Origin of the sequence: Actinokineospora terrae (assembly GCF_900111175.1) — a bacterium.
Taxonomy (GTDB): domain Bacteria; phylum Actinomycetota; class Actinomycetes; order Mycobacteriales; family Pseudonocardiaceae; genus Actinokineospora; species Actinokineospora terrae.
The window spans coordinates 293,858-309,802 of the sequence record NZ_FOGI01000004.1; the positions used below are offsets into that span (position 1 = coordinate 293,858).

At 71.6% G+C, this 15,945-nt stretch carries 15 protein-coding genes; 1 reads left to right on the top strand and 14 read right to left on the bottom strand.

Annotated elements, in window-relative coordinates:
* From BMY07_RS09870 to BMY07_RS09915, 8 genes are all read right to left on the bottom strand, one after another.
* Complete coding sequence (locus BMY07_RS09870; RefSeq protein ID WP_092776741.1) at positions 1 to 1,221, bottom strand: cysteine desulfurase family protein; 1,221 nt, start codon at positions 1,219 to 1,221, stop codon at positions 1 to 3.
* 49 nt (positions 1,222 to 1,270) lie between these two features.
* Positions 1,271 to 2,647: an MFS transporter gene (locus BMY07_RS09875; protein ID WP_092776743.1), complete on the bottom strand. Its 1,377-nt coding sequence runs from the start codon at positions 2,645 to 2,647 to the stop codon at positions 1,271 to 1,273.
* Positions 2,648 to 3,186: 539 nt separating this feature from the next.
* Positions 3,187 to 4,056 (bottom strand): lysophospholipid acyltransferase family protein, encoded by an 870-nt coding sequence (locus BMY07_RS09885; protein WP_092776746.1) that lies wholly within the window; start codon positions 4,054 to 4,056, stop codon positions 3,187 to 3,189.
* Positions 4,057 to 4,060: 4 nt separating this feature from the next.
* Positions 4,061 to 4,825, bottom strand: coding sequence for a GNAT family N-acetyltransferase (locus tag BMY07_RS09890; RefSeq protein WP_092776747.1), 765 nt, complete (start codon positions 4,823 to 4,825; stop codon positions 4,061 to 4,063).
* A gap of 168 nt (positions 4,826 to 4,993) precedes the next feature.
* Positions 4,994 to 5,962 carry an electron transfer flavoprotein subunit alpha/FixB family protein gene (locus BMY07_RS09895; RefSeq protein ID WP_092776749.1) on the bottom strand — a complete coding sequence of 323 codons (969 nt, stop codon included), beginning with the start codon at positions 5,960 to 5,962 and terminating at the stop codon, positions 4,994 to 4,996.
* Between the two features lie 23 nt (positions 5,963 to 5,985).
* Positions 5,986 to 6,771, bottom strand: a complete 786-nt coding sequence (locus tag BMY07_RS09900; protein WP_092776751.1) for an electron transfer flavoprotein subunit beta/FixA family protein — start codon at positions 6,769 to 6,771, stop codon at positions 5,986 to 5,988.
* A 298-nt stretch (positions 6,772 to 7,069) separates the two neighbouring features.
* Positions 7,070 to 7,687, bottom strand: coding sequence for a DUF397 domain-containing protein (locus BMY07_RS09905; RefSeq protein WP_342741531.1), 618 nt, complete (start codon positions 7,685 to 7,687; stop codon positions 7,070 to 7,072).
* A 216-nt stretch (positions 7,688 to 7,903) separates the two neighbouring features.
* Entirely contained in the window at positions 7,904 to 8,779 is an 876-nt protein-coding gene (locus tag BMY07_RS09915; RefSeq protein WP_092776753.1) for a helix-turn-helix domain-containing protein, read from the bottom strand.
* Positions 8,780 to 8,923: 144 nt separating this feature from the next.
* Here BMY07_RS09915 and BMY07_RS09920 point away from each other — a divergent pair, with 144 nt between their 5' ends.
* On the top strand, positions 8,924 to 9,739 hold the full coding sequence (locus BMY07_RS09920) for an SAM-dependent methyltransferase (RefSeq protein WP_092776755.1): 816 nt from the start codon (positions 8,924 to 8,926) through the stop codon (positions 9,737 to 9,739).
* 56 nt (positions 9,740 to 9,795) lie between these two features.
* Here the strand turns inward: BMY07_RS09920 and BMY07_RS09925 are convergent, their stop codons facing one another.
* The 6 genes from BMY07_RS09925 to BMY07_RS09950 all read right to left on the bottom strand — a co-directional run bounded on the left by BMY07_RS09925 (position 9,796) and on the right by BMY07_RS09950 (position 15,940).
* The gene (locus BMY07_RS09925) at positions 9,796 to 11,046 is read right to left on the bottom strand and encodes a glycosyltransferase family 4 protein (RefSeq protein WP_092776757.1); all 1,251 of its coding nucleotides are present in this window, start codon (positions 11,044 to 11,046) and stop codon (positions 9,796 to 9,798) included.
* Positions 11,047 to 11,058: 12 nt separating this feature from the next.
* A complete protein-coding gene (locus BMY07_RS09930) occupies positions 11,059 to 12,576 on the bottom strand; it encodes a 1,4-alpha-glucan branching protein domain-containing protein (protein WP_092776759.1) in 1,518 nt (505 codons plus the stop codon).
* Positions 12,573 to 13,307 (bottom strand): class I SAM-dependent methyltransferase, encoded by a 735-nt coding sequence (locus BMY07_RS09935; protein WP_245782297.1) that lies wholly within the window; start codon positions 13,305 to 13,307, stop codon positions 12,573 to 12,575. The genes BMY07_RS09930 and BMY07_RS09935 overlap by 4 nt, the downstream gene beginning before the upstream one ends.
* Before the next feature lie 46 nt (positions 13,308 to 13,353).
* On the bottom strand, positions 13,354 to 14,100 hold the full coding sequence (locus BMY07_RS09940; protein WP_092776763.1) for an acyltransferase: 747 nt from the start codon (positions 14,098 to 14,100) through the stop codon (positions 13,354 to 13,356).
* 114 nt (positions 14,101 to 14,214) lie between these two features.
* Positions 14,215 to 15,171, bottom strand: coding sequence for a class I SAM-dependent methyltransferase (locus tag BMY07_RS09945; RefSeq protein WP_092776765.1), 957 nt, complete (start codon positions 15,169 to 15,171; stop codon positions 14,215 to 14,217).
* Positions 15,161 to 15,940, bottom strand: coding sequence for an enoyl-CoA hydratase/isomerase family protein (locus BMY07_RS09950; protein WP_092776767.1), 780 nt, complete (start codon positions 15,938 to 15,940; stop codon positions 15,161 to 15,163). The genes BMY07_RS09945 and BMY07_RS09950 overlap by 11 nt, the downstream gene beginning before the upstream one ends.
* Positions 15,941 to 15,945 lie beyond the last annotated feature (5 nt).

Below are 15,945 nucleotides of genomic sequence, written 5' to 3' on the forward strand. Positions count from 1 at the left end.
CTACACCTCCGCGTGCGACGCGCCTCGGCGCAGCCCGGCCAGTCCGGCGTTGCGGGCCCGCTCCACCACCGGCCCGATCGCCTCGGCCAGCGCGGCGACGTCGGCGGCGGTGGAGGTGTGGCCCAGGGAGAACCGCAGCGACCCGCGGGCGGGCGCGGGCTCGACGCCCATGGCCAGCAGCACGTGCGAGGGCTGCGCGACACCCGCGGTGCACGCCGAGCCGGTCGAGCACTCGATGCCCCTGGCGTCGAGCAGCATCAGCAGGCTGTCGCCCTCGCAGCCGGGGAAGCTGAAGTGCGCGTTGCCCGGCAGCCGCGACGGCCCGCCGTCCACTTCGGACTCACCGGGGTCGCCGTTGAGCTGGGCGGCCGGGACGACGGCGCGGACGGCGCGCACCAGGTCCGCGCGCAGGGCGGCGAGCCGGGCGGCCCGCTCGACGCGCTGCTCGGTGGCCAGGCGCACGGCGGTGGCCATGGCGACGATCGCGGGCACGTCGAGGGTGCCGGAGCGCACGTCGCGCTCCTGCCCGCCGCCGTGCGACACCGGGGCGCAGGTGACGTCGCGGCGCAGCAGCAGCGCGCCGACGCCGAACGGGCCGCCGACCTTGTGCCCGGACAGGGTCAGCGCGCTCGCGCCGCTGCGGTTGAAGTCGACAGGGAGCGCGCCGACCGCCTGCACGGCGTCGGTGTGGAACGGGATGCCGTGCGCGGCGCAGGTCGTCGCCAGCTCGCGCACCGGGTTGACGGTGCCGACCTCGTTGTTGGCCCACATGACGCTGACCAGCGCGACGCCCTCGGGGTCCTCGGCGATGGCCGCGCGCAGGGTGTCCTCGTGGACCCGGCCGAAGTCGTCGACCTCGAGCAGGGTGACCTCGGCGCCGTCGTGCTCGGCCAGCCACAGCGCGGCGTCGAGCACGGCGTGGTGCTCGACCGAGGAGACCAGCACCCGCACCCGCCTGGGGTCGGCGGCGCGGCGGGCCCAGTAGATGCCCTTGACCGCCAGGTTGTCGCTCTCGGTGCCGCCGGAGGTGAACACGACCTCGGACGGGCGGGCACCCAGCGCGGCGGCGATCGACTCGCGGGCCTCCTCGACGGCGCGGCGGGCCCGGCGGCCGGAGGAATGCAGCGAGGAGGCGTTGCCATACGCGGACAACGCCCCGGTGAGTACCGCGGCCGCCTCGGGCAGGATCGGCGTGGTGGCCGCGTGGTCGAGATAGGTCATCGCACGCCCAGGGTAGACCGAACCCGGCGCCACCCGGCAAGCGGCCAGCTCACACCCGGTCATCGGACGACCGCCGGAAGACCAGCGCCCCCAGCAGCGCCACCGCGGCCATCACCAGGTCGATCGGCACCACGGCGGCCGTGGGCGCCGCGGTCGAGGCCAGCGCGGCCAGCAGCACGCCGCCGAGGCCGACCAGGGTTGCGGAGAAGATGATGTCGCTGACCTGCAACGCCGACGACGTGAAGCCCCGTTCGTGCTCCGGTGCCAGGCGCAGCGCGAGGACGTTGATCGACGGGAACGCCAGCCCCATCCCGGCGCCGCAGACCGTCCAGAGCAGGCCTGCCAACCACGGCGACCCCCACGGGACGGCGACGAACACCATGGCGGCCAGCCCGCCGGAGAGGATCACGAACCCGAGGCGGATCAACGTTGTGCGCTGGATGTCGGGCCGCCGCCCCTGCCACGCGGACGCGAACGACCAGCCGAGGGCGCCGACGGTCAACGGGAGCCCCGCCAGCGCCGGGGACAGCCCGTGCACGCTGGTGAGGGTCAACGGCACGAAGGCCTCCACGCCGAAGAACGCCCCGGCGAACAGGCCCCTGGCCAGGATCACCCTGGGCAGGCCGGACCTGCCGACCAGCGTGCCCCTGGGCAGCAGCAGGCGCAGCGCGGGCACGAGCACCGCCAGCCCGCCGAGCCCCAGCCAGAGCGTGCCCAGCGAGGGGTGCTGCGCCGCCCAGCTCACCGCCGGGATCCCCACCGCGGCCGCCAGCGCCGCCAACGGCACCCACCTGCGCACCGGCCGCCCCGCCCGCTCCGGCCTCGGCAACCCCTTGAGCGTCGGCACCAGCAGCACCACCCCGAGGACGGCCAGCGGCACCAACCCCAGGAACACCCACCGCCACCCGAACCGCTCCGTCACGATCCCCGCCAGCGTCGGCCCCACGATCGACGGCACCACCCACGCCGCCGCCAACAACCCGAACGCCGCGGGCCGCACCCGCTCCGGGTACACGGCCGCCACCAGCACGTAGATCGCGACCACCTCGCCGCCGAGCCCCAACCCCTGCAAGACCCGCGCGGCCAGCAGGACCGGCATGGAATCAGCGGTCCCGGCCACCACCAACCCCGCCAGGAACACCGCGGGCGCCACCATGAGCACCACCCGCGCCCCCCTGCGGTCGCACACCCACCCACCGAACACCGTCGCCGCCACGGTCGCCGACAGGAACGCGGTGAACGGCCACGAGTACAGGTGCCCCCCGTCGAGCTCGGCCAACATCCTCGGCAACGCGGTCGACACCCCGAGGTGCTCGAACGCCGCGATGGTGATGAGCAACAAGATCCCGAACGTGGTGGCGCGGTTGCTGGGACCCCAGAGCTGCGCCCGGGCGGAGGACTCGTCAGCGGTCTCGGTCGTGGTCACCCGCTCATCTTCTGACCTGCACCTGGGTGGAGGTCCACCCCTTTACCGGCCCGACCCCCGTGACCAGCCCCACCCCCGGCCCCAGAAACTCCTCACCGCGCCCCAGGCTCCCCGCCGAACCCACCTTGCCAACTCCACCGCGGCCTTGGTGGATCGCCCACCACAGCCCCGGGAAGTCGCCCATCGCGCCTCGACATCGCCCCCGCCGCCCCCGGCCATCGCACCGCCGCACCCGCCCTCGCGCGCGCGGTCCCGACCCGGCCCAGCCCCCACCCTCACCGGGGGGCGTCCCAGGTCCCAGCCTACCGGCACCCACCGACAAACGATCTTCACACAGCGCTCCGAAGATCCAGATGTGGATAACTTCTGTCGCTGAACCGGGTGAATCTCGGCGACGACAGCACGGGGTTCGCGCAGGTCACCGGCACCCGGGGCGTCACACAGCACTCGCGGCGGCCGCACGGAAGCCAAGTCGCGAAAAAGCACCGCCCTCGGCGGGAGGGCGGTGCTGTCAATCGACAGAGGCCTAGCGGACCAGGTCAGGCCGCCGGGATGCGGGTGGGGCGGCGGCGGGGGCGTTGGGTGGGGATGGGGGTGACGCGGTGGAGGGCGGAGTTGATGGCGGCCTCGGTGAGCTCGGCGAGTTCGCGGCGGTTCGCGGCGCGGCCGGGGGCGAGTTCGTCGAGGACGGTCAGCTCCAGGACCAGGCCGCGCAGGCGGGCGACGCGGCAGATGGAGTCGATGATGGTCTCGGTGCCGATGAACGCCGGGGTCGTGGTCTCGCGGCCGCCCGCCAGGCGGAAGCGCAGGGCGATCGGGCGGACCGGGACGCCGCCGTCGATGGCGGCCTGGAACAGGGCGGGGCGGAACTTGCCGATGCCCTGGCCGCACCAGGTCGTGCCCTCGGGGCAGGCGTACACCAGCGAGCCGGAGCGCAGTGTGGTGGCGAGTTCGGCGACCGTGTCGGGCAGGGTGCGCAGCCGCTCGCGGTCGATGAACAGGGTGCCCGCCGCGGCGACGACCCGGCCCAACACCGGCCAGGAGCGGATGTCGACCTTGGCGATGGCGCGCATCGGGCGGACGGCGTTGACCGCGGCGATGTCGAGCCACGAGATGTGGTTGGTGGCCACCAGGGCGCCGCGGTTGCCGCCCGCCCGCAGTGCGTCGCCGCCGCGGACGACGAGCCGGACGCCGAAGGCGCGCAGCACGGCGCGGAAGATGCGCTTGGCGAGCAGTTCCCGCCCGGCGCGGCCGATCACGGGCATCAGCGGGACCGACAGCGCGGCCACGAGCAGCACGGCGACGGCGCCGGTGAGGCGCAGTGCGGCGCGGGCCCGGCCGACGCCCGCCTCACCGGTGGTGAGGCAGGTCGGTCCGCACGGCGAGGTGGGCATCCAGTCGTGCGCCATGGCTCTACTCCCCCAGGAAGAACTTCAGGTAGCGCTGGTCGACGTTGGCCAGGTCGAGCAGGACGAAGAAGTCGGCGACCCCGAAGTCGGCGTCGAGGGCGGGCGGCCCGCAGACCTTGGCGCCCAGCCGCAGGTACCCCTTGAGCAGCGGCGGCACCGCGACCCTGGCCGGAGTCTCGACCGCCGAGAAGTCCCACGGGGTGCGCGGCCGCACGCGCTGGTCGTCGCCGCTGTAGTGCTTGGTGCTGACCGTCTGCCACACGCCAGCGGCCAGCGAACCGCCGTCGGCCAACGGGACCGAGGCGCACCCGGCGAGGAAGCTGTGGCCGGACAACAACATGTAGCGCGCGATCCCGGCCCACACCAGGCTCACCACCGAGCCGTTGCGGTGGTCGGGGTGCACGCACGAGCGGCCGGTCTCCACCAGCGCGCCGCGGATCCCGGCCAGCGCGGCCAGGTCGAACTCGGTGTCGGAGTACAGCGACCCGGCGTCGGCGGCGCGCTCGGGCGGCAGCATCCGGTAGGTGCCGACGATGGCGCCGGTGGCGTCCTCGCGGACGACCAGGTGGTCGCAGAACGGGTCGAAGTGGTCGATGTCGAGACCGGGGGTGGAGGTGTGCAGCGTCGCCCCCATCTCCTCGGCGAACACCTGGTAGCGCAGTCTCTGGGCGGCCTCGACCTCGGAGCCGTCGTGCGCGACGAGCAGTGAGTAGGTGGGTGCGTCGATTCCGGGCTTCGCAGTGCTGACCAGCACCTGGGCCTGCGTCATACCAGGAGATTAGGGTGATGTCGGCATCGGGGGTGTGTTCTTTGCCGTGACGCGATAGTGGCAACTGAGTGAATTGCCGGTACGTCGGTCCGCTCGGGTGTATCCGGGGCGGGAAAAGGGAAAGGGGCGGCTCCCGGGGAGCCGCCCCTCACACGCCGGACCAGACGATCAGCCCTTGCGCTTCGCGACCTCGTCGGTCAGCCGCGGCGCGACGGCGAACAGGTCGCCGACGACACCGAAGTCGGCGATCTCGAAGATCGGCGCCTCGGCGTCCTTGTTCACCGCGACGATCGTCTTCGAGGTCTGCATGCCCGCGCGGTGCTGGATCGCGCCGGAGATGCCGAGCGCGACGTAGAGCTGCGGGGACACCGTCTTGCCGGTCTGGCCGACCTGGAACTGCGCCGGGTAGTAGCCGGAGTCGACCGCGGCGCGGGAGGCGCCGACCGCGGCACCGAGCGCGTCGGCGAGCTTCTCCACGACCTCGAACTTCTCCGCCGAGCCGACACCGCGGCCGCCGGAGACCACGATGGAGGCCTCGGTCAGCTCGGGGCGGTCGCCGCCGACGACCGGCTCGCGGCCGGTGACGGTGGTGGCCTTGGCCGCGTCGACCGCGGGGACCTCGACGGTCTCCTCGGCCGCGGCGCCCTGCGCCTGCACGGCCTCGACGCCGCCGGGGCGGACGGTGACGACCGGGGTGCCCCTGGTCGACTTGGCCTTGACGGTGAACGCGCCGCCGAAGATGGACTGCACGCCGACGACGTCACCGCCGGAGCTCTCCACCCCGATCGCCTCGATGAGCAGACCGGAGCCGGTGCGCACGGCCAGCCGACCGGCGATCTCCTTGCCCTCCGCGGTGGCCGGGATGAGCACCGCGGCCGGGGACTTGGCGCCCACCAGGTTCGCGAGCACGTCGACCTTGGGGGTGACCAGGTAGTTGGCCACGTCGTCGGACTCGGCGACGTAGACCTTGGCCGCGCCGTAGGCGGCCAGCGACTCCTTCACCTTGGCCGCGGTGCCGGGAGCGGCGACCACGACGGCGGCGGGCTCGCCGATCTCGCGGGCCGCGGTCAGCAGCTCGAAGGTGACCTTCTTGACCTCGCCGTCGATCTCGTCGACGAGGACCAGGACCTCGGACACTGTCGTTCCTCCTTCGCTGCTTGTCAGATGAGCTTCTGGCCGATGAGGTACTCGGCGATCTTGCCGCCGCCGTCCCCGGAGTCCTCGACCCGCTGGCCCGCCGAGCGCGGCGGCTTCGGGGTGGCCTCCAGGACGGTGGTGCTCGCCGCGGCCAGGCCCACCTCGGCGGCGTCGATGCCCAGGTCGGCGACCGTGTAGGTCTCGACGGGCTTCTTCTTCGCCGCCATGATCCCCTTGAACGAGGGGTAGCGCGGTTCGTTGATCTTCTCGCCGACGCTGACCACCGCGGGCAGGGTCGCCGACAGGTGGGTCAGACCGGTGTCGGTCTCCCGGGTGACGGTGATCGTGGTCCCGTCGATGGCGACCTTGCGGGCGTGGGTGAGCTGCGGGAAGCCCAGGACCTCGGCCAGCATCGCCGGGATCGCCCCGCCGCGGCCGTCGGTGGCCTCGTTGCCCGCGATCACCAGGTCGACGCCGTCGACCTTGCCGATCGCGGCGGCCAGCACCCGGGTGGTCTGCAGCAGGCACGAGCCGTGCAGCGCGGGGTCGGACACGTGCACGGCCCTGTCCGCGCCCATGGACAGGGCCTTGCGGATGGCCTCGGTCGCGCGCTCGGGCCCGACGCTGAGCACGGTGACCTCGCCGCCCTGCGCCTCCTTGATCAGCAGCGCCTCCTCGACGGCGCGCTCGTTGATCTCGTCGAGCACCGCGTCGGCGGACTCGCGGTCCAGGGTGTGGTCGGCCTCGGCGAGCCTGCGCTCGGAGTAGGTGTCAGGCACCTGCTTGACCAGGACAACGATGTTTGGCATGGGTCTTGTTCGACCTCCTGGGACGAGCACCGTGTGGCGGACGGCGGGTGTGCCGACCAGCCCGATTTTCGTGCGGTTCGGCTGACCTTGCCATGCCGCCGCGGCACCGGGCACGGTGGGCTTTGCCACCCCTATGTTACTTGTCAGTAGTGGACGGCGCGATCGCAGGAGCCCCGTGACGGTGCCCACAAACACCTGAAGGCCACCCCCGAGACGCGGGGGTGGCCTTCAGGAGTGTGATTGACCAGGGCGCGCTGGTCCGATCACAGCGCCCGGTCGTCGCCTCGACCTGCTCGCCTCACGCGGAGGCGGGCAGCCACTTCGACCGGCCCGGGGACGTGGGCACCCAGCAGCCGTTGACGACGGTCTCCACTCCGTCGCGCAGCTGGCCGAGCGATCCCGGGGTGCGGTCGTCGGGGAGGTCGATCATCTGCCGCAGCACCTCGGCGGCCCAGCCCTCGCGGTGCCAGAGCACCACTCGGGGGTTGAGCACGTCGTCGGTGTCCCCGGGCAACCGGGTGGCGATGACCTCGTCCTCGGCGTGCAACCGGACGACATCGATCACGTTGTGGTGGGCGCGCACCCCGACGACGGCGGCGATCTCACCGCTGGCGTCGCGCGGGTGCAGGAACTCGAACCCGCGCGAGACGAGCCTGCGCAGGTACGCCTCCGCGGCGTGCGAGGCGTCGGTGGTCGCGACGTGCCCGTTCTTCACCGCACGGGTGAACGACGCGATGACCGCACCGGGGAACAGCAGCGCGGGACCCGTCGGGTTCTTGGAGTCGCGCACCGCGGTGTGGATCTCGTCGACCGGCGACAGCTCGACGCAGTTGCCCACCGCGCCGCTGCGGGAGCTCTTGCGCCACCGCGCTGCTGGCACCCCGTCAGCCGCCATTCCGTTGCGAAACTCAGACACTGGACCTCGCCTTCGGCAGTCACTCAGTCGGTCACTCAGTGCAGGTGCACGTGCGTTGATCGTGACGACCGTAACACGACTGGGCGCCCCAGCAAATGCACGTGCATCCGAAAGGGGCAACCGCACGAGAAGGTTGCCTCGGCAACCGCTTCCGTTGTGCCACACGCGAAAGCGCCCACCAGCCCAAACGGGTGGTGGGCGCGGAAAACGGACTTCCTAGATCTCTTCGCGCCGCTTGCTGAGCAGCTGCCGGGACCGGCTCGGGGTCTCGGCGTCGACGGTCAGCCGGTCCACGACCCGGCTGTAGCGCTCGATCTCGTCGACGCGGTCGAGGAAGATCGCGCCGAGCAGGTGCTCGATGTAGACGATGTCGGGCAGCTCGGCCTCGGTGAAGCGCAGCATGGTGAACGAGCCCTCGGCCGCGTAGCCGCTGAGCGGGTACGGCATGACCTGCAGGGTGATGTTGGGCAGCCGGGTCATCTCCAGCAGGTGGTCGATCTGCTCGCGCAGCACCCGCGGCCCGCCGATCGGCCGGTGCAGCACCGACTCGTCGATGACCACCCACAGCTTGGGCGCGTCCAGGCGCTGCAACACCTTCTGCCGCGACATGCGCAGCGCGACCCGGCGGTCGACCTCGTCCTCGCGCAGCTCCGGTCTGCCGCGGCTGGCCAGCATCCGGGTGTAGGCCTCGGTCTGCAGCAGGCCGGGCACGAACTGCAGCTCGTAGGTCTGGATCCGCGCCGCGGATTCCTCCAGGCCGACGAAGTCGTTGAACCAGGTGGGCATCAGGTCGCTGTAGCGGTGCCACCAGCCCGGCTCGTTGGACTGCCTGACCATGTCGAGGAACTGGGTCCGCTCGATCTGGTCGTGCACGCCGTAGAGGGTCAGCAGGTCGGCGACGTCGCGCTCCTTGAAGCCGACCCGGCCCAGCTCCATCCGGCTGATCTTCGACTCCGAGCCGCGGATGTGGTACCCCGCGTCCGCCCGGGTGATGTCCACCTGCTCCCGGAGCCTGCGCAACTGCGAGCCGAGCACGATCCGGCGCGCCGTCGGCCCCGGATTCTGCCCACCGTCTCCACGAACCTCGACCACGACCTGTCCCTCCCGCCGCTCGTCCCACCACCGCCGGTCACGGCGCCGGAACCCAGCGTGGCATCGACACCACGGGTACCCCTAGGGTGAGCGTACTCCTTGAGTGCGCAACGTCCACGGTCTACGACGTTCTGTGAGGAAGCCATGGTGCCCCGCGAGCCGGTCCACATCGATACGAGCAAGGCCAGCATCGCCCGGGTGTACGACGCTTTCCTCAACGGCAAGGACAACTACGAGATCGACCGCAAGGTCCTGCGCCAGGTGCAGCAGGTCGCCCCCGAGGCCGCGCAGCTGGCGTTCGACAACCGCGAGTTCCTCATCCGGGCCACCCGGTTCATCGCGCTGCAGACCGGGATCCGCCAGTACCTCGACTGCGGCTCCGGCCTGCCGACCGCGGAGAACACCCACCAGGTCGCGCAGCGGATCCGCCCGGACTCGACGGTGGTGTACGTCGACAACGACCCGGTGGTCCTCGCGCACGGGCGCGCGCTGCTGGAGGAGAACGACCGCACGCACTTCATCGCCGAGGACATCTTCGAGCCGGAAGCGGTCCTGGCCAACGAGACCGTGCGGCGCAACCTCGACTTCACCGAGCCGGTCGCCCTGTTCCAGATGGGCACCATCCACCACTACGACGGCGCCCGCTCCCCCGCCGACATCATGGCCACCTACATCGACGCCTTACCGCCGGGCTCGGTCGTCGGCATCTCGCACTTCTTCGACCCGGAGACCACCCGGTACTCCCCGCTGGCCCGCCGCATGGAGGACGTGTTCCTGCACAGCCCCATGGGTACCGGCCTGTTCCGCACCCGCCCCGCCATCGAGGCCATGTTCCACGACCTCGAGATGATCGCCCCCGGCGTCACCCTCTGCGCCGAGTGGTGGCCGGACGGCCCCCGCCTCAAGCCCCTCGACGAGGTCCAGTACTGCATAGTCGGCGGCCTCGGCATCAAACGCTGACCCGGCCCGGCTTCCGAACCCCTGGCCCCTTCCGCCCGGAGCGATGACAACGCGGGTCAGGTGAAGGCGTTGCCGGTGGGGATCTTGGGGCGGCCCAGGGGGGCGTGGGGGCGGGATTGGGCGGCGCGGTAGACGGTGGTGGTCTGGGTGGCGATGGTGGTCCAGGAGAAGGCCTCGGGGAGGCGGGCCTTGGCGGCGCGGGCGCGGCGGCGGGCGGCGGTGGGGTCGTTGAGGACGCGGCGAATGGCGGCGGCGAGGGCGTCGACATCACCGGGGGTGAAGGACAGGCCGGTTTCGCCTTCGAGGACGACCTCGCCCAACCCTCCGGCCGTGGACGCGACCAGAGGCGCGCCGGCAGCAGCGGCCTCCAAGGCGACGATGCCGAAGGGCTCGTAGCGGCTGGGTAGCACTACCGCGTCGGCGGCCGACAGCGTGGCGACCAGCGAGCGGTCCGACAGGTGCCCGACGAAGTCGATGGCGCGGCGGACGCGGAGTTTGCGGGCGAGGTCGGCGAGGTTGTCGGCCTGGGAGCCCTTGCCCGCCACGACCAGCCGGGTGCCCGGGTGCGAGCGGCGGACCTTGGCGAGCGCGGCGATCAGGTCGTGGCCGCCCTTCTCCCACTCCAGCCTGCCGAAGAACACCAGCAGCGGCGCGTCGTCGGGGCTGTGCCTGGCGCGGGCGGCGCGGACGGACCGGGCCGGGATGCGCCAGTCGCGGGGCTCGATGCCGTTGTGGATCACGGTGATCGCGTCCGGGTCGACCTCGAACAGGTGGGCCGCCTCCGCGCGCATCGCCGACGAGCAGGTGATCAGCGCGTCGGCGCGGTGGGCGAGCCACCACTCGACCGAGTGGACCTGCTGGTTGAGCGGCTGCGAGAGCCAGCCGCTGTGCCGTCCGGCCTCGGTGGCGTGGATGGTGGCGACCAGCGGCGCGCCCGCCTGCTCGGCCAGCGCGATCGCGGGGTGGGTGACCAGCCAGTCGTGGGCGTGGACGACGTCGGGGCGCCAGTCGCGCAGCAGGGCGAGGCCCGCGCGGATCATGGCGTGCCCCATGGCCAGCGTCCAGGCGACCAGGTCCTTCTCGAACACCAGGTGCGCGGGGTCCTCGGCGACCCGCACGACCCGGACGCCCTCGTGCACGCCGTCCTCGGTGGGGTGGGTGTGCGCGTCGGTGCCCGCCTCGTGCCTGCACAGCACGACGACCTCGTCGCCGAGCGCGGCGAGGTGCCTGGCGACGGCGTGCACGTGCCTGCCGAGGCCGCCGACGACCACCGGCGGGTACTCCCAGGACAACATCAGCACGCGCATGGTGGTGCGACCCTACTCGTGGGTACGCAGGGCGCGTGCGTCGAGGCCGCCGAACGGGCCGTCGACCTGCCGCAGCTCTCCCGCCCTGGCCCGCGCGCGCCCGGTCGACCCGGCCCTGACAAGCGCCGCGAGTTCCGCGTAGCGCTCACCGTGCACGGCGGCCCTGCGACGCGCGTAGTCGGCGGCGGAGTCCTTGGTGACCATGAACGCCCAGTCGCTGGACAGTGCTAAAAGCGCCTCACGGACTACCTGGTCCAGAACGGGGTCACGGCCTGTTGACGCAGGGGTGGTGTCGATGAGGTCTAGCAGGTCGCGTTGCAGGGCAGCGCCATCGTCGACCAGGTCCGCTACCTGCGCGCCATCCCATACACGCCAGTCCTTGCCGGATCCCCAAGAGGATGCCGGTAGCTCTACCGAGCCCGCCACGTAACCGGCATCGATGGCACCGCGAAGTGTTGTCACGTGCACGCCGGCTTCGGGCAACGCACGCAGCACGCCCTCTAGCCAGGCGGGACCTTCGTGCCACCAGTGGCCGTACAGCTCAGTGTCGTAGGCAGAGACAACAAGCCCTGGGCGGCCGTGGAGGTCGCGGAGTTCCTTGAGCCGTCGGACAACGGTGTCGACGAAGTCGTGGACGTGGCGCTGTAGTGCCTCTGCGGCGAGGGCGGGCTCGTAGGGCTTCTTGTCGTGCGGGGCGACGTTTCTCCCGGTCACGCGTGAGGGCTTGAGACCGGACGGGTGGTCGTAGGTGTGGAAGTCCCGGTAAGCGTTGTCGCCGGGGTAACCGGCCTTGGGTGACCACACGCGGTAGGTGACCTCAAGGTCGCGGCCGAAGCAGAGGACGTCCGAGTCACCTACCGTGCGGGCGAACGCGGTGTCTCCGTGGAGCGCTGGGCCATCCACGAGAAAGCGCTGTACCCCCGCCGCCGCATACCCGGTTTCCATGCCTGGCGCGTATCCGCACTCTGGCGCCCAGATGCCCTCTGGCGCACGACCGACGCGCAGCGCCGTGTCGTCAAGACCAAGCCTGAGCGCAAACGCTCGCAGTCGGGGGTCTAGCAGCGGTTGGAACGGGTGGGTCGCGGGGCCGCCGATCAGCTCGATAACCCCACCGTCGACCAAGGGCCGTAGCACCGGGGAGAACCCATGGCGCCAACGAGCTTCGAACTCGGATAAGGCTGCCGCCGACGCTCGGTACTCACTGGCCGCGATCTCTCGCAGCCTCGGGTCGTCGCCACGCCATTGGACGCCCGCGAACTGAGCACGCAGGTTCCAGTTGCCCAGCCAGTCGTGCATGGCGCGCAACGCGTACGGGTCGTCGAGCTGCGCGGCGAGGATAGGAGTAACGCCGAGAGTCAGGACGTCGCGCGCACCTTCGTCGCCGAGGCGGCGCAGCATGTCGACAAGGGGGAGGTAAGAGTGCGCCCACGCCTGGTAGAGCCACTCCTCCCCCACCGGCCACGTGCCGTGGTGCGGCAGCCAGGGCAGGTGGCTGTGCAGGACGAGGGCGAACCCGCCGACCTCGGTCATGCGCGCGCGACCAGGACGATGTCGAGGCTGGCGTCGAGGTCCCGCTCGGTCACCTCGAAGTCCGCCGCCGCGACACCGGCGACGGCGGTCAGCAGGTCATCCGGCCAACCGGTCCCCGCGACGGCGACCTCGACCTGGGCGTCGATGATCGAGCCGCCGAAGCGCGCGTCGAGGTCGCGCAGGGCGGGGCCGTGGTGGACGCCGCCGAGGTACTCGGTGGTGAACCCGGCCGCGCGCACCAGGTCGTCCAGTTCGGACGGTGCCAGTTCGCGGGTGTGGAACGGGTTCAGCGGGGTGTCGCGGCCGGGCGAGAAGGTGATCCGGTTGGGCGTGGTGACCAACAATCGGCCACCGGGGCGCAGGACGCGGTGGCATTCCCGCAGGAACCCCGCTTGGTCCCAGAGGTGTTCGATCACCTGGAGGTTCGCGACCACGTCGACGGAACCATCCCGCAGCGGCAGGTAGGCCAGGTTCCCGCGGACGGCGCGGACAGCCGGGTACTTCTTGCTCACGTGCGCGATAGCCGACTCGTCGTAGTCGAGCCCGATTACGCTGCCCCGCTCAGCGAGAAGCGCGGCGCCGTAGCCCTCACCGCAGCCTGCTTCGAGGGTGGTCTTACCTTCGCAGTGCGCGGCTAGATGGAGATACGCGATCTCGTGCCTACGGAACCAGTAGTTCTCCTCGTCGATGCCTGGCACAGTGCGTTCACCAGTCAGCGGCAGAGTCGTCACCCGCGCACGGTAACCGAGGCTACTGACGGGTACCCGCCCGGGGTCACTACGAGTCGAGGGTGTCACGCAGCGCCTTCGCGGCCTTGCGCGCCATGTCCTCGACCGCCGCCCGCCGCACGGCATCCGCCTCGTAGGCGTCCCGCCGATCCCGGACCACCTTCGCCGGGATCCCCGCCGCGACCGCGTAATCCGGGATGTCCCCCCGCACCACCGCGTGCGCCCCGATGACGCTGCCCCGCCCGATCCGGGTGCCCTTGGTGACCGTGACCTTCGTGCACAACCACGTGTCCGGCCCGATCCGCACCGGCGCCTTCACGATCCCCTGGTCCTTGATCGGCTGGTGCACGTCGGCGGTCACGTGGTCGAAGTCGCAGACGTACACCCAGTCCGCGACCAGCGCCGCCGACCCGATCTCGATGTCGAGGTAGCAGTTGACCACGTTCTGCCGCCCGAACACCGCCTTGTCGCCAATGCGCAACGACCCCTCATGACACCGAATCGCGTTGCCGTCCCCGATGTGCACCCAACGACCGATCTCCAGGCGCCCGAACCCGGGGCGGGCGTGGATCTCGACGTCCTTGCCGAGGAACACCATGCCGCGCAGCACGATGTGCGGGTTGGCCAGGCGGAACTTGAGCAACCGCCAGTAGCGCACCAGGTACCAGGGGGTGTACGCCCGGTGCCGCAGCACCCAGCGCAGCGACGCCGCGGTGAGGAACCGGGCCTGCTCCGGGTCCCGCCGCGACCAGGACCGCACCCGCCCGGCGATGGGCGAACCCCACATGGACGTCATGGGCCGCAACGCTAACCGATCCCCGGAGCACGCGAACGGGACGGGTTGGCCGCTGGTACACCGGCGGCGCCGACGCGCCGCCCGGGTACCAGCGGGGTGTCCGGAGTGGACTCCTCAGCCGCTCTTGCGGCCGGTGATCATGACGTTGTAGAAGAGCTCGCGCGGGAGGGCCCTGCGCAGCACCGTGTCGTCCAGCCAGGAGAGCCGCTGCCAGGTGCGGAAGGCGAACATCGCCCAGCCGAAGCCGAGCTTCTCGCGCGGGACGGCCGCCTCGAAGGTGCGCACCGGCCAGCCGAACAGGGCGGCGGTGAGCTCCTCGGTCTCCGCCCTGACCTCGACCAGGCCCGCGTCGCGCGCCGTGGTCTCCAACTCGGTCGGGTCGAAGGTGTGCAGGTCGACCACGGCCTCCAGGGCGGCGGCGCGCGAGGACTCGTCCAGTTCGGACTGCGGGCGGCGCCAGGAGCGCAGGAAGCCGAGCTTGGTGAGGTTGGTGGTGAGCCACCAGGTGGCCTGGCCGAGGCGGCGGGCGTAGCGGTCGCCGATGCGGGTGGGCTCGCCCGCGAACACGAAGCGGCCGCCCGGTTTGAGGACCCGGCGGACCTCGCGGAAGGCGGCGGGCAGGTCGGGGATGTGGTGCAGCACCGCATGGCCGACGACCAGGTCGAAGGTGTCGTCGTCGTACGGGAGGCGTTCGGCGTCGGCGACCCGGCCATCGACGTCCAGGCCCAGACCGCGGGCGTTGCGGAGGGCGACCTCGACCATGCCGGGCGACAGGTCGGTGACCGAGCCCTTCGCGATCACGCCGCCCTGCATCAGGTTCAGCAGGAAGAACCCGGTGCCGCTGCCCAGTTCCATCGCCGTCTTGTACGGCCAGCCCTCGTCACCGGCGACCGCGCGGAAGCGGCCGGTGGCGTAGTCGATGCAGCGCTGGTCGTAGGAGATCGACCACTTCTCGTCGTAGGTCCCCGCCTCCCAGTCGTGGTAGAGGACGTTGGCCAGCTTGGGGTCGGCGAACGCGGCCTGCACCTGCTCAGCGGTGGCGTGCGGGTTCGGGATGGGGTCAGCGGCCATCGAAGCGCGCCTTCCCGGCACCGTTCTCGATGAACGACCGCAGCCCCGTCGTGCGGTCCTCGGTGGCGAACAGCGCGGCGAACAGGTTGGTCTCCACCGCGAGGCCACTGCCGAGGTCGGTGTCCAGGCCGGTGTCGATGGCGGCCTTCGCGGCGGCGAGCGCGCGGGACGCGGCGTGGCTGAACTGCCCGGCCCAGCGGCGCGCGGCGGCGTAGACGTCGTCGGGGGCGACGACCTCGTCGACCATCCCGATCGCCAGCGCCTCGTCGGCACCCACGAACCGTCCCGTGTAGACGATGTCCTTGGCGCGGCTCGGGCCGATCAGCCTGGCCAGCCGCTGCGTGCCGCCCGCGCCGGGGATCAGGCCGAGCAGCGTCTCGGGCTGGCCGACCTTCGCGTTGTCCCCGGCAATGCGCCGGTCGCAGGCCAGCGCGAGCTCGTAGCCGCCGCCGAGGGCGTAGCCGGTGATCGCGGCGACGGTCGGCTTGGGCAGCCGGGCGACGGTGGTGATCGACGCGCTCAGCTCGGGGGCGTAGTCGGCGATGTCGGTGTAGGACATCTCCGCGAACTCCTTGACGTCCGCACCTGCCGCGAACACCTTGGGGCCGCCGTAGACGATCACCGCCCGGACGTCCGCGCGGCTGCCCGCCTCCAGCGCCACCTCGCGCAACTCGGCCTGCAACTGCCGGTTGATCGCGTTCATCGGCGGCCGCGCGAGCCGGATGGTGCCGACGCCGTCCTCGACCTCAAGCGAAACGAACTCACCCACGGCTT